17 protein-coding genes and 1 pseudogene are annotated in these 17614 nt (G+C 62.5%); 4 read left to right on the top strand and 14 right to left on the bottom strand.

Features of this window, described 5'->3' with window-relative positions; translation table 11 throughout:
* Positions 1 to 29: 29 nt before the first annotated feature.
* Positions 30 to 1040 carry a fatty acid desaturase gene (locus tag ACHMW7_RS15335; RefSeq protein WP_395451034.1) on the bottom strand — a complete coding sequence of 337 codons (1011 nt, stop codon included), beginning with the start codon at positions 1038 to 1040 and terminating at the stop codon, positions 30 to 32.
* A 217-nt stretch (positions 1041 to 1257) separates the two neighbouring features.
* Here ACHMW7_RS15335 and ACHMW7_RS15330 point away from each other — a divergent pair, with 217 nt between their 5' ends.
* From ACHMW7_RS15330 to bmt, 3 genes are all read left to right on the top strand, one after another.
* Positions 1258 to 2115 carry a helix-turn-helix domain-containing protein gene (locus ACHMW7_RS15330; RefSeq protein ID WP_395451033.1) on the top strand — a complete coding sequence of 286 codons (858 nt, stop codon included), beginning with the start codon at positions 1258 to 1260 and terminating at the stop codon, positions 2113 to 2115.
* Between the two features lie 63 nt (positions 2116 to 2178).
* Positions 2179 to 2775 (top strand): DUF1989 domain-containing protein, encoded by a 597-nt coding sequence (locus ACHMW7_RS15325; RefSeq protein ID WP_395451032.1) that lies wholly within the window; start codon positions 2179 to 2181, stop codon positions 2773 to 2775.
* A gap of 77 nt (positions 2776 to 2852) precedes the next feature.
* Positions 2853 to 3869 (top strand): betaine--homocysteine S-methyltransferase, encoded by a 1017-nt coding sequence (gene bmt / locus ACHMW7_RS15320; RefSeq protein WP_395451031.1) that lies wholly within the window; start codon positions 2853 to 2855, stop codon positions 3867 to 3869.
* Positions 3870 to 3884: 15 nt separating this feature from the next.
* On the opposite strand, the gene ACHMW7_RS15315 is transcribed toward bmt, so the two are convergent.
* The 12 genes and pseudogenes from ACHMW7_RS15315 to ACHMW7_RS15260 form a co-directional block, all read right to left on the bottom strand.
* Positions 3885 to 4289 (bottom strand): hypothetical protein, encoded by a 405-nt coding sequence (locus tag ACHMW7_RS15315; protein ID WP_395451030.1) that lies wholly within the window; start codon positions 4287 to 4289, stop codon positions 3885 to 3887.
* 186 nt (positions 4290 to 4475) lie between these two features.
* Complete coding sequence (locus ACHMW7_RS15310) at positions 4476 to 5066, bottom strand: PadR family transcriptional regulator (RefSeq protein ID WP_395451029.1); 591 nt, start codon at positions 5064 to 5066, stop codon at positions 4476 to 4478.
* A 246-nt stretch (positions 5067 to 5312) separates the two neighbouring features.
* A complete protein-coding gene (locus tag ACHMW7_RS15305; protein ID WP_395451028.1) occupies positions 5313 to 5759 on the bottom strand; it encodes a hypothetical protein in 447 nt (148 codons plus the stop codon).
* Between the two features lie 165 nt (positions 5760 to 5924).
* Positions 5925 to 7964: a von Willebrand factor type A domain-containing protein gene (locus ACHMW7_RS15300; protein WP_395451027.1), complete on the bottom strand. Its 2040-nt coding sequence runs from the start codon at positions 7962 to 7964 to the stop codon at positions 5925 to 5927.
* Between the two features lie 2 nt (positions 7965 to 7966).
* Entirely contained in the window at positions 7967 to 8527 is a 561-nt protein-coding gene (locus ACHMW7_RS15295) for an RNA polymerase sigma factor (RefSeq protein WP_395451026.1), read from the bottom strand.
* A 100-nt stretch (positions 8528 to 8627) separates the two neighbouring features.
* On the bottom strand, positions 8628 to 9713 hold the full coding sequence (locus ACHMW7_RS15290; protein WP_395451025.1) for a hypothetical protein: 1086 nt from the start codon (positions 9711 to 9713) through the stop codon (positions 8628 to 8630).
* A gap of 115 nt (positions 9714 to 9828) precedes the next feature.
* The gene (locus ACHMW7_RS15285) at positions 9829 to 11007 is read right to left on the bottom strand and encodes an NAD(P)/FAD-dependent oxidoreductase (RefSeq protein WP_395451024.1); all 1179 of its coding nucleotides are present in this window, start codon (positions 11005 to 11007) and stop codon (positions 9829 to 9831) included.
* A gap of 115 nt (positions 11008 to 11122) precedes the next feature.
* Positions 11123 to 11863, bottom strand: a complete 741-nt coding sequence (locus tag ACHMW7_RS15280; RefSeq protein ID WP_395451023.1) for a dienelactone hydrolase family protein — start codon at positions 11861 to 11863, stop codon at positions 11123 to 11125.
* 66 nt (positions 11864 to 11929) lie between these two features.
* Positions 11930 to 13273 carry a CynX/NimT family MFS transporter gene (locus ACHMW7_RS15275; RefSeq protein WP_395451022.1) on the bottom strand — a complete coding sequence of 448 codons (1344 nt, stop codon included), beginning with the start codon at positions 13271 to 13273 and terminating at the stop codon, positions 11930 to 11932.
* Positions 13270 to 13947: a FadR/GntR family transcriptional regulator gene (locus ACHMW7_RS15270; protein WP_395451021.1), complete on the bottom strand. Its 678-nt coding sequence runs from the start codon at positions 13945 to 13947 to the stop codon at positions 13270 to 13272. Before ACHMW7_RS15270 ends, ACHMW7_RS15275 begins: the two co-directional genes overlap by 4 nt.
* A gap of 121 nt (positions 13948 to 14068) precedes the next feature.
* Positions 14069 to 14756 (bottom strand): annotated as a pseudogene (locus tag ACHMW7_RS15265) (hypothetical protein).
* Positions 14757 to 14845: 89 nt separating this feature from the next.
* A complete protein-coding gene (locus tag ACHMW7_RS15260) occupies positions 14846 to 16420 on the bottom strand; it encodes a trimethylamine methyltransferase family protein (RefSeq protein WP_395451020.1) in 1575 nt (524 codons plus the stop codon).
* Positions 16421 to 16669: 249 nt separating this feature from the next.
* Here ACHMW7_RS15260 and ACHMW7_RS15255 point away from each other — a divergent pair, with 249 nt between their 5' ends.
* A complete protein-coding gene (locus tag ACHMW7_RS15255; protein ID WP_395451019.1) occupies positions 16670 to 17368 on the top strand; it encodes a corrinoid protein in 699 nt (232 codons plus the stop codon).
* 68 nt (positions 17369 to 17436) lie between these two features.
* Here ACHMW7_RS15255 and ACHMW7_RS15250 read toward each other — a convergent pair whose 3' ends face one another.
* Entirely contained in the window at positions 17437 to 17571 is a 135-nt protein-coding gene (locus ACHMW7_RS15250) for an entericidin EcnAB (RefSeq protein WP_395451018.1), read from the bottom strand.
* Positions 17572 to 17614 lie beyond the last annotated feature (43 nt).

The raw sequence follows: 17614 nt of genomic DNA, 5'->3' as shown, positions 1-17614 counted from the left end.
AATGCGGGAATTGGCAAGCGGTACGGCAACTATTCCTTGGGCGGCTCCGCCGGCACGGGTGCGGTGCCAAGCCCGTTGACGTTGCGCGCCCTGACGCGCGGCACGAACGCCCTGCCCGGCTCGGGAGCGCGGCGCAGCGCCGGGTGGCAGACCGGTTCCTTGGCGCGGAAGGCATAGGCTTTGATCAGCGCGAAATAGTTCGGATAGGCGTAACCCTTGTTCATCTTGAGCCATTCGGCGCGGCGGGCGCGAAACAGCGCCGGCAGCCGGTACCAGGCGACAGTCGGGCTCTTGTGATGGACAAAATGCAGGTTGTTGTTGAGAAACAGCAGCGACAAGGGCGAGCGCTCGACGATGACCGTGCGCCCCTCCGGGTGCTCGGACCACTGATGCTCGGCAAAGGTCCGGATCGAAATCAGCGACTGGCCGAGCCATACCGGCACAAGGATGTAGAGCCACAGCGGCACGCCGAAGCCGAATTGCACGATCGGTACGATGACCAGCAGGCCTGCGCCATGCAGCAGCCACGCCTTGCGAATGGCCTTGTCGCCAGCCAGCACCTGCTTGGCGTCGTCGATGAAGAAGCCGACACAGGCAAGCAGCGGCCCGAGCACGAACCGCCCCGCCATGGTGTTGTTGACCCGCAGCAAGAGCTTCATCGGTTCAGGCAGGTCGTCGTGCTGCCACAGCGCGCGATAATAGCTTTCGGGGTCGTCGAACGGATCGGTCAGGCGCTCATCGGCATGGTGGCGTAGGTGGATTGTCTTGAAGCGCCGATACGGCCAGACAACGCCGATCGGCAGTGACACCAGCGCTTCGTTGATACGCGCATTGCGGGTGGGATGGCCGTGCAAAACTTCGTGCACCAGCGACGACTGCAACGCCACCGTCAGCGCCATCACCGCAAGGGCCGCCACCGGATAGACGGGCCAGAGCAGCATGCCGGCAGCAAGCCAGGTTGCGTAGCAGGCGGCAATCAGAAACACCGTCGGCCATTCGACCGTTGGGGTCGTGCCGCGTTTGTTTCCGTTCTTGGCCATGTTGCTGCCTGCTGTCCTTCGATGCCTGGAACTCGATGATTCCTGACATAATGCTGTCAGTAGTCATTCGTTTCTGCAACGAGACAATGCGCACAGATTGTTTACATTGCGCTGCTTAAGCCTCAGATGTTATGTTTAGTAAACAATCGGGAAGATGAATCTATTTTTTAGGGCACAGCACCGAGTACCCGCAAATCCATTCCACATTGGGCAGGCCATGGACAAACGCGATCTATCCGAAGTCTTCAGGGAGCGACTCAAGGCGCTGGTGCAACGCTCCGGTCTCAACCAGTCGGCGTTTGCCACGTCAGTCGGAATCGACCGTTCGGCGCTGTCGCAATTGCTTTCAGGTGCCACCATCCGCTTGCCACGCGCCGAAACGCTGCTGACAATCGCCACCGCGCACAAGGTTTCACTCGATTGGCTGCTTGGCCTCAGCCAGGACGAAGGTGTCACCGGCGAGATCCGCGAAAGCCTGGAGATCGAGGAAGCTTCGGGCGGCTTCGAACGCACGCTGATCGCCAAATGGCACGCCGAGGCAGCCGGCACCAAGATACGTTATGTCCCAGCCGGCATTCCCGATCTTCTGCGCACCGAAGCGCTGATCGACTATGAGGCCGGCATCTCCAACAAGAGCCGCGAGGTCCAGGCCGGCGAAACGCAATACCGCATCGACTACAACCGCCGGCCCGAGACCGACATGGAGGTCTGCATGCCGCGCCACACGCTCGAGATCTTCGCGCGCGGGCTCGGCGTCTGGTCGGGTTTTCCCGACAAGGACCGCAAGCAGCAGCTGCGCCACATGGCCGACCTGCTCGACGATCTCTATCCGACCTTCCGGCTGTTTCTTTATGACGGGCGCATGCGCTACTCCGTGCCCTACACGATCTTCGGCCATTCCCGCGCCGCGATCTATGTCGGCGACATGTATCTGGTGCTTTACGCCACCGATCCGATCCGCACGCTGACCCGCCATTTCGACAATCTGATCCGTGCCGCCGATATCAACGCGCATGAAACGGCAGCCTTTGCGAGACGGCTGGCGGTCGCATCGTTTCCCGCCAGCTGGGGCTGATCGGCCTAGGTTGAATTTCCCGCCCCGATGCGGCAGCGTGCGCCCCGCATTTTGAGGAAACCCATGCTAGATCAAAAGCATATCGTTGTGCCCGCCCAGTCGGGCCGCTCCATCCGCGTCGCCCGCGGCAACCTTATCCGCATCACCGACCCCAAGGGCCAGCAGGTCGCCGACCTCTGGGCCTTCACGCCAGATATGAAGGACTGGCTCAGCACGTCGAACACACGCGACATTGGCGAGCGCCTGTTTCCCAAGGTCGGCGAGCTTTTCTACGGCACGACGGGCGCGCCACTGCTGACACTGGTCGAGGATGCCTCGCCTGGGCCGCACGACATGCTCTATCCCGCCTGCAACCATGCGCTCTACGTGCGCGCCGGCTTCGACGAACACCCCAACTGCCAGGACAATCTGCATGCGGCGCTTGCCGCCGAAGGCATCACTTTGCCCTTCACGCCGGACCCGGTCGACCTGTTCCAGAATTCGCTGCCGCAACCGGATGGCACCATCGACGTGTTTGCCTCGATCAATCCGCCCGGCGGCTATGTCACCTTGCGCGCCGAGCGCGACCTGCTGCTCGTCGTCACCGCCTGTTCGGTCGACCACTATCCCACCAATGGCGGTGTCTGCACCGAGATCGAGGTCGAGGTCACGGCCGCGTAGTAGCAAACACGCACGTTGACGAGACATAAAGACTTCTTTATATCCTTATCCATTCTCCTGATATGAAAGTCGCTGCGATGACGACCAATCCGATCGATGCCCTGCTGGCCGAAAAGGGCGTGCTGCTCGCCGATGGCGCAACCGGCACCAACCTGTTCGCCATGGGCCTCGAGGCCGGCGAAGCGCCCGAGCTGTGGAACGAAAGCGCGCCGGAAAAGATCACGTCGCTGCACCAGAAATTCGTCGAGGCCGGCGCCGACATCATCCTCACCAACTCGTTTGGCGGCACCCGCCACCGGCTCAAGCTGCACCATGCGCAGGACCGGGTGCACGAACTCAACAAGCGCGCTGCCGAAATCGCCCGTGCCGTCGCCGAAAAGGCCGGACGCAGGGTCATCGTTGCGGGCTCCGTCGGCCCGACCGGCGAGCTCCTGGTCCCGCTTGGCGCGATGACCTATGACGACGCTGTCAACGCCTTCGCCGAACAGATGGAAGGCCTCAAGGCCGGCGGTGCTGAAGTCGCCTGGATCGAAACAATGTCGGCCCCGGACGAGATTCGCGCCGCAGCCGAGGCGGCCATTCGCGTTGGCCTGCCCTACACCTACACCGGCTCGTTCGACACCGCCGGCCGCACCATGATGGGCCTGCTGCCCAAGGACATCCACGGCGTCGTCGACGGCCTTGCTGAGGCGCCGCTCGGTGTCGGCGCCAATTGCGGTGTCGGCGCATCCGACATCCTTGCTTCGCTGCTCGACATGAGCGAGGCCAAGCCTGACGCGACCATCATCATCAAGGGCAATTGCGGCATTCCGGAATTCCGCGGTACCGAGATCCATTATTCGGGCACGCCCGAGTTGATGTCGGACTATGTCCGCCTCGCTGTCGATGGCGGCGCCAGGATCATCGGCGGCTGCTGCGGCACCTCGTTCGAACATCTGGCCGCGATGCGCAAGGCGCTCGACGCCCACCACAAGGACGCGCGTCCGACCGTCGAGGCGATCGTCGAGCGCATCGGCCCGATGCGCAACAAGCTGGCCGCGCCGAATGCCGCCGAGACCAGCGAAGGCCGCCGCGAACGTCGCCGCCGCGGCTGAGATTTCCTGAAATCGTCAGCTGTTTTCTGCGTAGCGCGCGAGTGCCGACCTGACGTCGGTGCCCGCGCCTTCGGCTGGGCGCATCATCATCACCGCATCCGACGTGCGCACATCGGCGAGCTTTTCCATCGCCAGCCGGAAACGATCGTTGTTGAGCGCCGACCATGCCGTACGGTGAGCGTCGTCGATGGCGCTCGTCCTGGATCGCAACGGGCTCTGGCCCGCGACCTGCATCGCCTGCTGAACCGGTTTGGTCGGCACATAGACATAGCTGTTGGCGATGGGCATTGCCGCCTGTGGCGAGCCATCCGTTTCAGCATCACCAGCGCGGCTGACAGCTTCCGATCTGGCGGGCATCGCCACGCGGTCGGCGGTGCGAACATTCAAAACCGCACCCGACATCACGCCACCAACCAGCATTCTTTAGCCACCCCTTGTTCACCCGCGGCTGTCTTAGCCGGGGATCGTTGCGATCGGGTTCCAGGGCAAGTTGGCTTTTGAATTGAATTGTCCGAAGCGGCCCGCAAATGCGGCCGTTCGATCAGTTTTGCACAGAAAAGCTCCCGCCTTGTGGCGGGAGCTCGAACCGTTTCCGGGGCAGGAGAATCAGAGGTCTTCGATGTCGCGGCGCGCCTTCTTGAGGATCTCGCGCGCCTTCTCGCCCTGTTCAGCCGTCAACGAGCCGCTGCGCAGCCGGCTGAACAGGGCGAAGTTGAGCGCCTTGACCTCGTCGCCGAGGGCGACGCCACTGACCTGGGTCGAGTTCTCCTCGATCTGACCGTTGATCTTGGCCAGCTCGGCTGCGTTTTCGCCGAGATAGGCCTGGCCTGCTTCGGTGATCGAGTAGAGCTTCTTGTTGCCGTTGGCGACGGAGACCACCAGGTCGGCCTCCTCCAGCATCTGCAGCATCGGATAGATCGCGCCGGGGCTCGGGCTGTAGGCGCCCTGGAACTTGGCTTCCAGCGCCTTGATGATGTCGTAGCCGTGACGCGGCTCCTCGGCGATCAGGCCGAGCACGACCAGACGCAGTGCGCCGGGGTCGAACATGCGCGGGCCACGTCCGCCGAACGGACCGCCGCGATGACGGCCGAAGGGACCGCCACGGCCGCCCCTGCCGCCGCCCCTGCCGCCTTCATTCTGGCCCGACATGGACCATTCGCTGCGGCAACGATCATGGAAATTGGGATGATTGAACATGTGAGTGCCTCTCCAGGATATTTGCTTCATGCCGCTATATCTATTCAAAGATATATCTTTTGCAAGATAGAACGTAACGAATTTTATGTCCGAGCCTGGACCGAACGCCGAAAACAGGCCGGCAAGGAGCCACCTCGTCGATCTGTCACCAGGTCGATTACAGATGATTTTCAATGACTTGCAGATAGATCGAGATAGCTTGACCGAGACACCGGCTGCCGAGTCAAATTTCGCTCTGCTTGGTGCCTAAGCGCCGACAACCACGTTGGTCAGGACATTACTGAAGTGCTTTTCCTGCCGTTCCAGCCACTCATAAGCCAGCGGCCAGTTGGCCGCATCGATCATTGCGACAGGATGGTTGCGTAAATAACAGAGAGCATATTCGCCGCGCAGGCTGACACCAAGCGCGTTGCCCAAAGCGGGTTCGAAGGCCGACAGCCGGTTCACCGTGGTGGCGTAACCTTCGCCACGTTGGCCCCTGACGAACAACCCGACGCTGCGGTTGGTCAGATACAGCGAAACAACCAGATCGTCGGCAACGTGGCGCCAGCGCGAGTAGAGGCTGCCATGGCGGATGCGAGGATCGTTGCGGTGGGCGAGATAACCGTCCCAGAACGCCTTGATCTCGCGCGACGACAGCGAGCGCAGGCCGCCATGCGCGATATCCCATTCGTCCAGTTGCCGGTCGGCCATCCCTAGTCTCCGAAGCACCACCTGTTCGATTTTCGGGTGGACGCCTAGAGATCACAAAACAACGGCCGACGGAAAGCCCCCTTTCCGCCGCCTGGAGATCATAAAAGAATGGCCGGCGGAAAGCCCCCTTTCCGCCGGCCGGCCCACCTGCCCTTGCCTGTTGTCTTACTGCTTGGCGCCCTGCAGCGACGATGCCAGCCGCACCAGCGACAGGAACTCGGCGCGATATCCGAACGGATCGCTGCCCCGCGCGGCGGTGGCGATCTCGGCAATCTTGTCGAAGCCGAACTTCGCGGTTGCGTCCTCGTCGCGCAGTTTCTGGCCGAACGCCGCGACCGCAACCGAGAACCGCTGGTCTGCGCCAGCCGCATCAAAGCTCGCAACCTCGTTGGACTTGGTCACGGGCGTCGTGATCAGCTTGCTCGTATCGCCGTCGGGCGCCTTGTAGCGGATCTTGACGAAGGCATATTCGTCGGCATTCGCCACGCCGCCATTGCTTGTCGTTGCCTCGCCGTAGCGCAAATTGTCGATCTGCTGCGGCGCGCCCTTCGGTGTGATCTCGTAGATCGCGGTGACCGAATGCCCCGACCCGATCTCGCCGGCATCGACACGGTCGTTGTTGAAATCCTCGCGGTTGAGCGCGCGTGTCTCATAGCCGATCAGGCGATACTCGGAGACGGCGGCAGGATTGAACTCGACCTGGATCTTCACGTCCTTGGCGATGGTGAACAGCGTCGATGAGGCATCCTCGACCAGCACCTTCTCGGCCTCGGCCAGCGTGTCGATATAGGCCGCCGTGCCGTTGCCGTTCTGGGCGATGGTCTGCATCATCTGGTCGTTGAGGTTGCCGCGGCCAAAGCCGAACACCGACAGAAACACGCCTGATTTGCGCTTGTCTTCGATCAGCCGCTTCAGATCGTCGTCGTCGGTCTGGCCGACATTGAAGTCGCCATCGGTCGCCAGCATCACCCGGTTGACCCCGTCCTTGACGAAAGATTGCTGCGCCAGCCGATAGGCCTCGCGAATACCCGCCTCGCCCGCCGTCGACCCGCCAGGCGCCAGCGTGTCGATGGCCGACAGGATCTTTTCCCGCTCCGACGCCTTGGTCGGTTCGAGCACGGTGCCCGCGTTGCCGGCATAGGTGACGATCGAAACCGTGTCGTCGGCATTGAGCTTGTTGACCAGGAGGCGGAAGGCCGAGCGCAGCAGCGGCAGCTTGTCCGGCTCGTCCATCGAGCCCGAGACGTCGATCAGGAACACCAGATTGGCCTTCGGCTGCTCGGCCGGCTTGACGTCATAGCCCTTGATCGCGACGTGCATCAGCTTGCTGTGCTCGTTCCACGGCGTCGGCATGACGCTGACGGTGGTGTTGAACGGCGTGGCGATCGCCTCCGGCCCCTTCCAGTCATAGGGAAAGTAGTTGATCATTTCCTCGACACGCACCGTGTCGGCCTGGGGCAGAACCCCTTCCTTCAGCATACGGCGGGCGAAGGAATAAGAGGCCGTGTCGACATCGATGGAGAAGGTCGAGACCGGATCCTCGAGCGCCGAACGCACCGGATTGGTCTTGAAATCCTCGACGCGATCGCGGTTTTCCGGCGGGGCCATCGGCATGTCGGATGGCGCGATCACGCCCTGCAGTTCGGTTGTCAGGGTCGGCGCGGACATGCGGCTTACCTGCGCTGCCGCGTCGGCCAGCGGCGCCGGTGCTGGCATGGCGGGCGCCGCCTCGTTCATGACGTCAGCTTCTTCGGCTGTCGCTTTTGCCTCCGCCTTGGCCGCCGGCGAGGCAGCAGTCATCGGTTTGGCCGGCGCGGTCTGCGCCGCGCCTGAATCGGTCTTCTTCAACTCGGCGGCAAGCGGCTCCTTCAGACGCCCGGAAGGCACATCGGCGATCTCCTGCTCGGCGCCGAAATTGAATGGCGAGCCCTCCATCATATAGAATGTGGCATAGCCGGCGATCGGCAGGGCAACGAGACCGGCAAGGGCCGGCGCTGCAATCAGCTTCTTTTGCATGATGTCTCTCCAGAGCTTTCGTGCTCGTTCGGTGAGACGACCGGTGTTGGCGGTTCCTTGGGTGGCCGCAGGATTTTTTTCGAGGTCGTAGGCCGCCATCGCCGCGGCAAGCGCACGCGCCTTGGCCTCGGTGCTTGGCGCAGGCGTCGGAATGTTGCGCAGCATGTCGAGTTCGTTGTCGTCGACCATGGTCACTCTTCCCCGGCCGCGCACATGAGCTGCTTCAGCCGTTTCTTCGCTTCATGGATATGCCAGGACACGGTGGTCTCGGCGATGGCCATCGCATCGGCCGCCGCCGCGTGGCTCAATCCTTCGCCGTAGACGAGCAGAACCGCATCGCGCTGCTTGTCCGGCAATTGCCTGACTGCAACCCACAGCCGTTCGGCCGGATCTTCCGCTTCCGGCCCGCCATCTCCCGCGACAAGCGCATGGACACCATAGGCCGTGGTCTTCGCCGTCTCGCGCGCCGATTTGCGCTGCATGTCACGCGCGGCATTCAGCGTCATCGCATAGAGCCATGTCGTGAAGGCGGAACCGCCGCGATAATCGCGAATGGCCCGGCCCAGCCGCGCACAGACCTCCTGGGCAATGTCTTCGGCATCCGACCTGTCGCCGCACCAGCGCCAGGCGACACGATGGACGAATCCGTAATGCCTTTCGACGAGTTCGCCGAAAGCTGTCCTGTCGCCATCGCGCGCTCGTCCGATCAGATCGCCATCGGAGGCTTCGCTTTCGTCCAGCATCATCGCCATCATTTGTCCGTTGGACGAAAGCTTTGAGGCAATCCTTGGGGTGGTGCGAAGAAAAATTTCGGCACCAACCCAAGACATGCCGGGCGGCGCGACACCTCCGTCACGAACCGGGGCAGACCAGCTTGACGCTTACCGTGTTCTTGCCGCTGACGGACATGCCGCCTGTCACGTATTTGGCGAAGGGCAAGGTGCTGACATCCTGGGACACCTCGGTGTCGACGGTGAAGCTCTCCTTAGCAAAGACATTGCCGGCGTCGACTTCTCCTTGCGGGCGCATCGACATGCCATGGCCGCCCTTGCAGCGGATCTTCACGTCGCCCGGTCTGCCCTTCGACTTGTTGTCGAGAGCCATGGTCAGCCCGTCGAGCTCCAGCGCCATATCGATGTCGTCGTTGATCTGGCCGCTCGAGGTGCATGAAATGCCGGCAATCCTTACGCTCTTGATCTTGCCTGCCCGACGCGTTTTTCCCTTCAGCATCCACTTGTCGGATCCGGGCGAACTGTTCCCCTCCATCTCCACCGATTGGGTGACATAGGAGTAGGTCACGTCGAATTGCGGCCCCATGATGCGCGGCTCGAGCCTTGCCTCGATAGTAACCGTGCCTTCGTCGACGATGCGCTTGAGCAATGCGCGCGTCGCCTTGGCCTGTTCGCGATAGCGCTCCGCTTCTTCGGCTGCGAATTGGCTTGGCAATCTGTCCCAGTACACCGCAGCGGTGTCTCTTGCGCATTTCGCCCGGTGAACAGCTTCGTGTTCCAAGGAGAAGTCAGCGAGTTCCTTGCATTGGGAGCCGGCACGCAGGGCTTCGAGTGCAGCGGGTTGCTGCTCGCAACTGCCATATTTCATGTCGACCGTCGCTGGCCCGGTATAACCATGGGCGGGGCGGTGGGGTAAGCTGAACCTCCCCATGATTTCGGTCCGTTTCAGCGACGAGCGATGATGGATGCTGACGTCGGAATCTGGATGGGTCGGGATTTTGTGCGCCTCGATCAGCGGGTCCTCGACTGCCTTGAGCTGTGCCGCCATGTCGGCGAAGAACTTGGCCGCGTAGTCCGCGTTCCTGAGCTCTTCCTGGACGCTTTGCAGGTTTTTGCACGAGCATTGTTGCTGGTCGGCCATAACAGGTATCACCAGCGCGCCTCCGAGCGCCAGCGAAACAGCAAACGCCTTGATTGTCGAGAACATCCGCACCACACCTTGTGATTGATTCAGGTGGCAGTCGGTATCGGAAACCTATGTATCCGCAGGATGTTGCGATGCGGGTGCGTTGGATGCAGAACGAAAACAGGGATGAGAAAGATCAGGCTGCCTGCCCGGCGGCCCAGCCCGACGACCATGCCCACTGGAAATTGTAGCCGCCGAGCCAGCCGGTGACATCGACGACCTCGCCGATAAAGAAAAGGCCCGGCACCGACTTGACCTGCATCGTCTTCTGGTCGAGCACCTTGGTGTCGACGCCGCCAAGCGTCACTTCCGCCGTACGATAACCCTCGGACCCGGCAGGCTTGATACGCCACTGATTGACAGCGGCATCGACTGCTTTCAGATGCGTATCGTTCAGATCGGCGAGATTGCCGTTGAAGCCGAGCCGCTCGGCAATCGCCTGGGCCAGCTTCTTGGGCAGGTGGGCGGCGAGAACGGTCTGCACCGCCTGGCGCCCGTTGGCGCGCTTGGCCTCGCGCAGGATCGCCGCCACGTCGGTCCCCGGCAGCATCGAGATCGCGATCTCGTCGCCCTCGCGCCAATAAGACGAAATCTGCAGGATCGACGGGCCGCTGATGCCACGGTGGGTGAACAGCATGGCTTCGGAGAAGCTGGTCTTGCCACAAGCGACATCGGCATCGACAGCGATACCGGAAAGCGGCGTCAGCTTCTGCAAGGTGTTGGCGTCGAAGGTCAGTGGCACCAGCGCCGGCCGTGTCTCGACCACCGGCAGTCCGAACTGCTCGGCGATCTCATAGCCGAAGCCGGTTGCGCCCATCTTGGGGATCGACTTGCCGCCGCACGCCACCACCAGCGACTTGCAGGCCACCCGGCTGCCGGCGAGAACCAGCTCAAACCCTTCGATGGTCTTGCCGACGTCCTCGACGGCCGTCGACAGCCTCAGTTCGACGCCGTTGTCCTGCATTTCCTCGACCATCATGTCGATGATCTGGCGCGCCGAACCATCGCAGAACAACTGTCCCAGCGTCTTTTCGTGATAGGCGATGCCGTAGCGCTCAACGAGGCCGATGAAGTTGCGCTGGGTGTAACGGCTCAGCGCCGAGATGCAGAAATGCGGGTTCTGCGACAGGAAATTCTTCGGGCTGGCGTGGATGTTGGTGAAGTTGCAGCGTCCGCCGCCGGAAATGCGGATCTTTTCGCCAGGTGCCGCAGCGTGGTCGATGATCAGCACCGAGCGGCCGCGCTTGCCCGCTTCGGCAGCGCACATCATGCCGGCGGCGCCGGCGCCGATCACCACGACATCAAAGGACTGCATTTCGGAGTGTTCCCGCTGGATCGCCAGCGCCTTTTTCGGCGCACGAACCCTGTTGGTCGGTCAAAGCTGTTCCCGTGCCTGATAACCGAACCTGTCGGGATGGCAAAGTTGGAAGTTACGCCAGCGTTTCGGCGAAGAACGTCGTCAGCCGCTTCCAGTGGCGCGCGGCACCGGCAACGTCATAGACGCCGTGATCGGAAACGCACCAGCCATGACCCATGCCGACATAGTTCTCGATGATGTGGTCGACGCCCGCACTGCGCAGGCTTTCAGCCAGCAACGCCGACTGTTCGGGCGGAAAGCTGCCATCGACACCAGCCATGCCGACATAGACACGCGCCTTGATCTTGGTTGCCTGGCCGTGCGGGCTGTCGGCAGCCTCGCTTGCCAGGTTGCCGCCGTGAAAGCTCGCCGCTGCAACGATACGTTCGGGATGGGCTGCTGCGGCGTTGAGCGCGCGACCACCGCCCATGCAATAGCCGACCGTGCCGACCGGACCGGTGATCCCTTCAGCCGCAAGTGCGTCGAGGAAAGCGCCGGTGTCGCGCGCAGTCATTTCTTGCGTCGTTGCGCCAATCAGCGCGCGCAGTTCGGTGCGGGTCTTTTCCTCGGTGAAAGCGGTTTTTGCGTCGAACGGACCGTAAGGACCGTTGCGATAAAACAGGTCCGGCACCAAAACGGCATAGCCTTCCCCGGCAAGCCGCTCGGCCATGCGGTCGAGTGCTGCACGCGGCCCGAACGCATCCATGTAGAGGATGACGCCCGAACGCGCCTTGTCGGAGGTCCGGAACAGCCCGGCCCTGGCAACGCCGTCGGCGGTCTTGATCTCGATATCGCGCTTGGTTGCCGGGGCCATGACTTATCTCCGTTCGCAGGTTGCGGAGAACATAGTGGCTTTGCCGGCCCAAACAACGTCGTGAGATCAATCCCGGCTGTCGATCCGCACCGTCGTTGCGCTGACATGCAGCGCGCGCCCAGCGCCGAGCCCCATCACCGCCACGCCAATACCGAGCGCCACGAACAGGATGCCCGAGGCCGAAAAACTGCCGGTCCAGCCACGAATCAAGCCGACCAGCAGCGGCCCCAGTGCGGCAAGCACATAGCCGACGCCTTGCGCCATGCCCGACAGATGCGCCGCGACATGCGAATCCGGCGAGCGCAGAACGATCAGCGTCATTGCCGCCGCGATCAGGCCGCCCTGCCCGATACCTTGCAGGATCGCCCAGAACAGCACGGTCGATGTCGGGGCAAACAGGATGCCAAGCAGCGCGACCACGGCAGCGACGACGAGCGCAACATTGACGCCGCGCTGGTCCTTGCGGCGTACGGCAAAAGACGGCACCGCAAGGCAGGTCACCACTTGTGCCATCACCGACACTGAAACGATGGCGCCTGCGGTGGCGGCATCGAAACCACGCTCGCGCAGGATCGGCGCCAACCAGCCGAAGACGCAATAGGCAAGCGCTGACTGCAGCCCCATGAACAGCGTCACCTGCCAGGCCAGCCGATCGCGCCACAGGCCAACCACACGAAAACCGCTATGGCTTGCCTGCCGTCGGCTACCCAGGGCCTGCGGCGTCCAAACCATCAGCACGATCAGCGCCGGCACGGTCCAGGCCGCAAGCGCCCCCGACCACGAGCCCGTCAGCAGATGTTCGATCGGCAGTGTGAAGCCGGCAGCCGCCGCCGAGCCGGCGCACAAAGCCATGGTGTAGAGCCCTGTCATCATCGCCGCCTTGTCGGCGAAATCGCGTTTCACCAATCCCGGCAACAGCACGTTGCCGATGGCAATGGCCGCACCTGCAAGAAAGGTGGCAACGAAAAGCAGAGGAACAGAGCCGAACCAGCGCAACCCCGTCCCGAGCGCAAGCAAAGCCAGCGCGCCAAGCAGCGTGCGTTCGGCACCGAAACGCTGGGCGAGCTTCGGCGCGAAGGGCGCAAACAGGCCAAGGCACAGCACCGGCAAGGTCGTCAGCAGGCTCGCGCCGATGGTTGAGAGCCCGGTTTCCAGCATTACCTCCGGCAACAGCACCGACAGGCTGGAAAACAGCGGCCTCAGATTGAAGGCGATCAGCACGAGGCTTGCGCCAAGGACGACCTGGGCGCTGCTGCTGCGCAGGACGGGCGACTGCGGCTTGGGCAGGCTGTCGGCCTCGGCATCGATAAGCTGGTCATCAAGACCGACGGCAACGCCGAGATGCACCTTGGGATCAGGCCCGCGAAATATCTGGTTCCGAAATATCTGGCTCCCAAATATCTGGTTCATTGTGCAAGCAGTCGTTCGAGTTCGAAAAGCACCGGCGCCATGAACGCGCGGACGGCAGCAGCAGCCCTGTCCGGATCGCCCGAGGCCACGGCATCCACGATCGCCGCATGCGCCGGAGCGTCCGGCTCGGGCAGCTCGCCAGCCAGCGTCGCCTTGATCGTCTCGGCGATGGCGCCGGTAAAAAAATCATAAAGCTCGATCATTGCCCGGTTGCCCGAGGCTTCGACGACGGACTTGTGGAAGGCGATGTCGCGGCTGATGAAAGCCTCATGCCCGCCATCGGCCACTGTGCCGCGCTCAACGAGCAGCTTCCGCATCCGCGCAAGATCGGCAGGCGTGTGGCGCAGGGCGGCCAGCCGCGCCGCTTCGACATCGAGCGCCGCACGTGCCTCCCACTGATCGCGCAAGCCGGCGCGCTTGACGCGGTCGAGGGCCGCGGAAGGGTCGACCGCCGAGCGGACATAGGTGCCTGAGCCTTGGCGCGTGTCCAGCAGACCTTGCGAGACCAGCACGCGAACGGCTTCACGCACCGTGCCGCGGCTCACCGACAACATGTCGCTGAGTGCTGCTTCATTGGGAATGCGCTCGGCCACGGCCCAGCGGCCGCTGACGATTTCAGCGCGCAGGCTGTCTGCGGCGCTGTCGGCGAGATTGGTACGGATCGCGGGTTGCATCAACCTATTCATCAAGTCATCTGATGACTTGATGAATAGGTCCGTTGTTTGGCTGCGTCAACCGCACATGGCGGCATCTTTGGCAGAACCGATTGTACCAAACCGCAACTGCCCGGCGCAGTCAGAGCGAGGCGAAGCTCTTCATATGGAAGGCCTGCACCTCGGCCGGATAGCGATACTCAGCACCAAACGGACAGGCGTTGCGATCCAGGCAACCACCGGTTCGGCATGGCGCACCATCTGTCCCACGCACATGGCCGAGACAATCCTGATAGGCAAAGCCAGCCGACGAATAGGCGTCGACAGGACAGGATTTCAGGCAAGGTTTTCCGTCACATGCGTCGCAAAGGTGAATCGCTTTCTCAACCGCCTCGATCTCGAGCTCGACATCGAACAGCAACGCTCCGCGATAGGCGTGCCACAGCCCGTATTTGGGATGCGTGAGGATGCCAAGCGGCGACGGCTGGAGCCCTTCCGATCGCATCGCCCATTGCTGGAACGGCAGATAGGGTTTGTCCGAAGGCGAGACCGCCCGCGCGCCAAACTGCGTCGCCACAGCACCGATGATTGTCCTCGACCATGTATCGAGCGGATTGTTCAGATCTTCCGGCTGGCTCTCGCGCCAGCGCAGGAAATGCGACCACGGCGCTGCTCCGGCCTGGCCAACCAGCAACGCCGATCTGGCCCGGGCACCTGAAAGACCTGGCGGCGCATCCTCGCCTGCTTCGAAAACGAAGCCGCCGCGCAAGATGAAGTCCGTGCTCATCCAGCGCAGCGGCAATGTCGTCAATCATACAAGCGACACGCATCAACCCTTGCCCGGATCGGAGAATGCACTCCGCCAGACTTCCTTGTGAATGATGCTGGCGACTTTAGCCCCGCCTGTATCGGGCTCCTTTCACGTGAAGGCGTCGGGCATCGACGCCTTCTTCGCGGCGATGAAGTCCTTGAGCCCGTCATCGATGCCCGGATCGAGATACGGCGCCTCGTAGCTTTCGAGCCAGCGGCGGGCCAGTTCATTGGCGCGCTGCGGTGCAGTCTTCTGGCCCTCGGCCAGCCACTGCTCGTAGGAATTGTTGTCGGCAATGCTGGAGCGGTAGAACGCCGTCTGGAAATTGGCCTGGGTGTGGTCGCAGCCGAGATAATGGCTACCGGGCCCGACCTGGCGGATGGCATCCATCGCCTGGCCATTTTCCGACAGGTCGACGCCTTCGGAAAGCCGTTGCGTCATCCCGAGCTGGTCGATGTCCATCATGAATTTTTCGTAGCAGGAGGCGAGACCGCCCTCGAGCCAGCCGGCCGAATGCAGCACGAAGTTGGTGCCGGCAAGGATCGTCGAATTGAGCGTGTTGGCGCTTTCATAGGCCGCCTGCGCGTCCGGAACCTTGGAGGCGCAGAGCGAACCGCCGGTGCGGAATGGCAGGCCAAGACGGCGCGCCAGCTGGGCGGCGCCGTACGAGACCAGTGACGGCTCCGGCGTGCCGAAGGTCGGCGCGCCCGACTGCATCGAGATCGACGAGGCGAAGGTGCCGAACAGCACCGGCGCGCCCTTGCGGATCAGCTGGGTGAACGAGGCGCCGGCCAGCACCTCGGCCAGAACCTGGGTCAGCGTGCCGGCAACCGTCACCGGGCTCATCGCACCGGCAAGGATGAACGGAGTGACGATGCAAGCCTGGTTGTGGCGGGCATAGACCTTCAGCGCCCCGAGCATGGTCTCGTCGAACACCATCGGCGAGTTGGCGTTGATCAGGCTGGTCAGCACCGTGTTGTTTTCGACGAAGTCATCGCCGAAGACGATCTTGGCCATGGCAACGGTGTCTTCCGCGCGCTCGGGCGCGGTCACCGAGCCCATGAACGGCTTGTCGGAATATTTGATGTGGCTGTAGACCATGTCGAGGTGGCGCTTGTTCACCGGCACGTCGACCGGCTCGCAGACAGTACCGCCCGAATGATGGATCGACGGCGCCATGTAGGCGAGCTTCACGAAGTTGCGAAAATCCTCGATCGTGGCGTAGCGGCGGTTGCCGTCGAGATCGCGCACGAAGGGCGGACCGTAGACCGGCGCGAAGACCGTGGCGTTGCCACCGATCTGCACCGAGCGCTCCGAATTGCGCGCGTGCTGGGTATAGATGGACGGTGCAGTCTTCAACAGCGAGCGGCACAGGCCCTTGGGAAAGTGCACGCGCTCGCCCTTGACGTCACAGCCGGCCTCTTTCCAAAGCTGCAGTGCTTCGGCGTCGTCGCGGAACTCGATGCCGATTTCCTCGAGCACGGTGTCGGCGTTCTTCTCGATGAGGGCCAGCCCCTCCTCGTTGAGGACCTCATAAACGTTGATCTGGCGCTTGATGTAAGTGAGCTGGGTGCCTGGACCGCCGCCCGAACGCGCCGCGCGCCGTGCCGCCGCTCCACCGCTTGCGCCACGCCCGCGCCGCGCGTTCGACGCTTCCTGATCGGTCACGAGGTTTTCTGTCATCGCCATCATCCCTGAAACGTTTGGCCGCCTGTCGCGGCTCCTCGCGAGATCGTAATCATGCACCCATATCGAAACGGCTTGCCAGCGCCAACGCCTGTCGCAAAATCGACAAGCAAGTCGACAAGTTATCAGTCGCTTTCGTTTTGCAGGAGGTCGCAAATCAGCTATGGAATTGCGGCACTTGCAAGCTAGGTATAGCGCAGTAGCCGACCGCCACATTTTGGCGCCGCCCCGAGGGAGCCTCCTGAGATGTCCGACGACGAAATCATCCTGTCCGAGCTTTCCGACGACGAACTCGTGCAGCAGATGCACGACGACCTTTATGACGGACTCAAGGAAGAGATCGAGGAAGGCACCAACATCCTGCTCGAGCGCGGCTGGGTGCCCTACAAGGTTCTGACTGAGGCCCTGGTCGAAGGCATGCGCATCGTTGGCGAAGATTTTCGCGACGGCATCCTGTTCGTCCCCGAGGTGCTGCTTTCGGCAAACGCCATGAAGGCCGGCATGTTCATCCTGCGCCCGCTGCTCGCCGCCACCGGCGCGCCCAAGCAGGGCAAGATGGTCATCGGCACAGTCAAGGGCGACATCCACGACATCGGCAAGAACCTCGTCGGCATGATGATGGAAGGTGCCGGCTTCGACGTCATCGACCTCGGCATCAACAACCCGGTCGAGAACTATCTCAACGCCATCGAAGAACACCAGCCCGACATCATCGGCATGTCGGCGCTTCTGACGACGACCATGCCCTACATGAAGGTCGTCATCGACACGATGAAGGAAAAGGGCATTCGCGACGACTTTGTCGTGCTCGTCGGCGGCGCGCCGCTCAACGAGGAATTCGGCAAGGCCGTGGGCGCCGATGCCTACTGCCGCGACGCGGCTGTCGCCGTCGAAACAGCCAAGGACTACATGAAGCGCAAGCACAATCTGCGCGCTGCCGGATAAAGCAAAAGGGCCGCACCTTGCAGCGCGGCCCTTTCATACCGATCTGAGATGCACGGCGACGTAGTGCCTTATTGGACTGTGTCTTCGATGGCGTTCGCGGTACCTTTGACATCCTTGCCAACGCCGCGAATGGTATTGGCGCAGGAGGCGAGTGCGAGCGCGCAGGTTATGACGGCGATCGGTGCCAGACGTGACAGTTTCATGGACGGTGTCTCCCTCTCTCGATAAATTCGTCCCAGAGCAACG

The organism is Aminobacter sp. UC22_36 (genome assembly GCF_044056035.1).
In the GTDB taxonomy this organism is placed as follows: Bacteria; Pseudomonadota; Alphaproteobacteria; order Rhizobiales; family Rhizobiaceae; genus Aminobacter.
The sequence above is the reverse complement of the archived record's forward strand: the minus strand, read 5'-3'. Positions and strand labels throughout refer to the sequence as shown.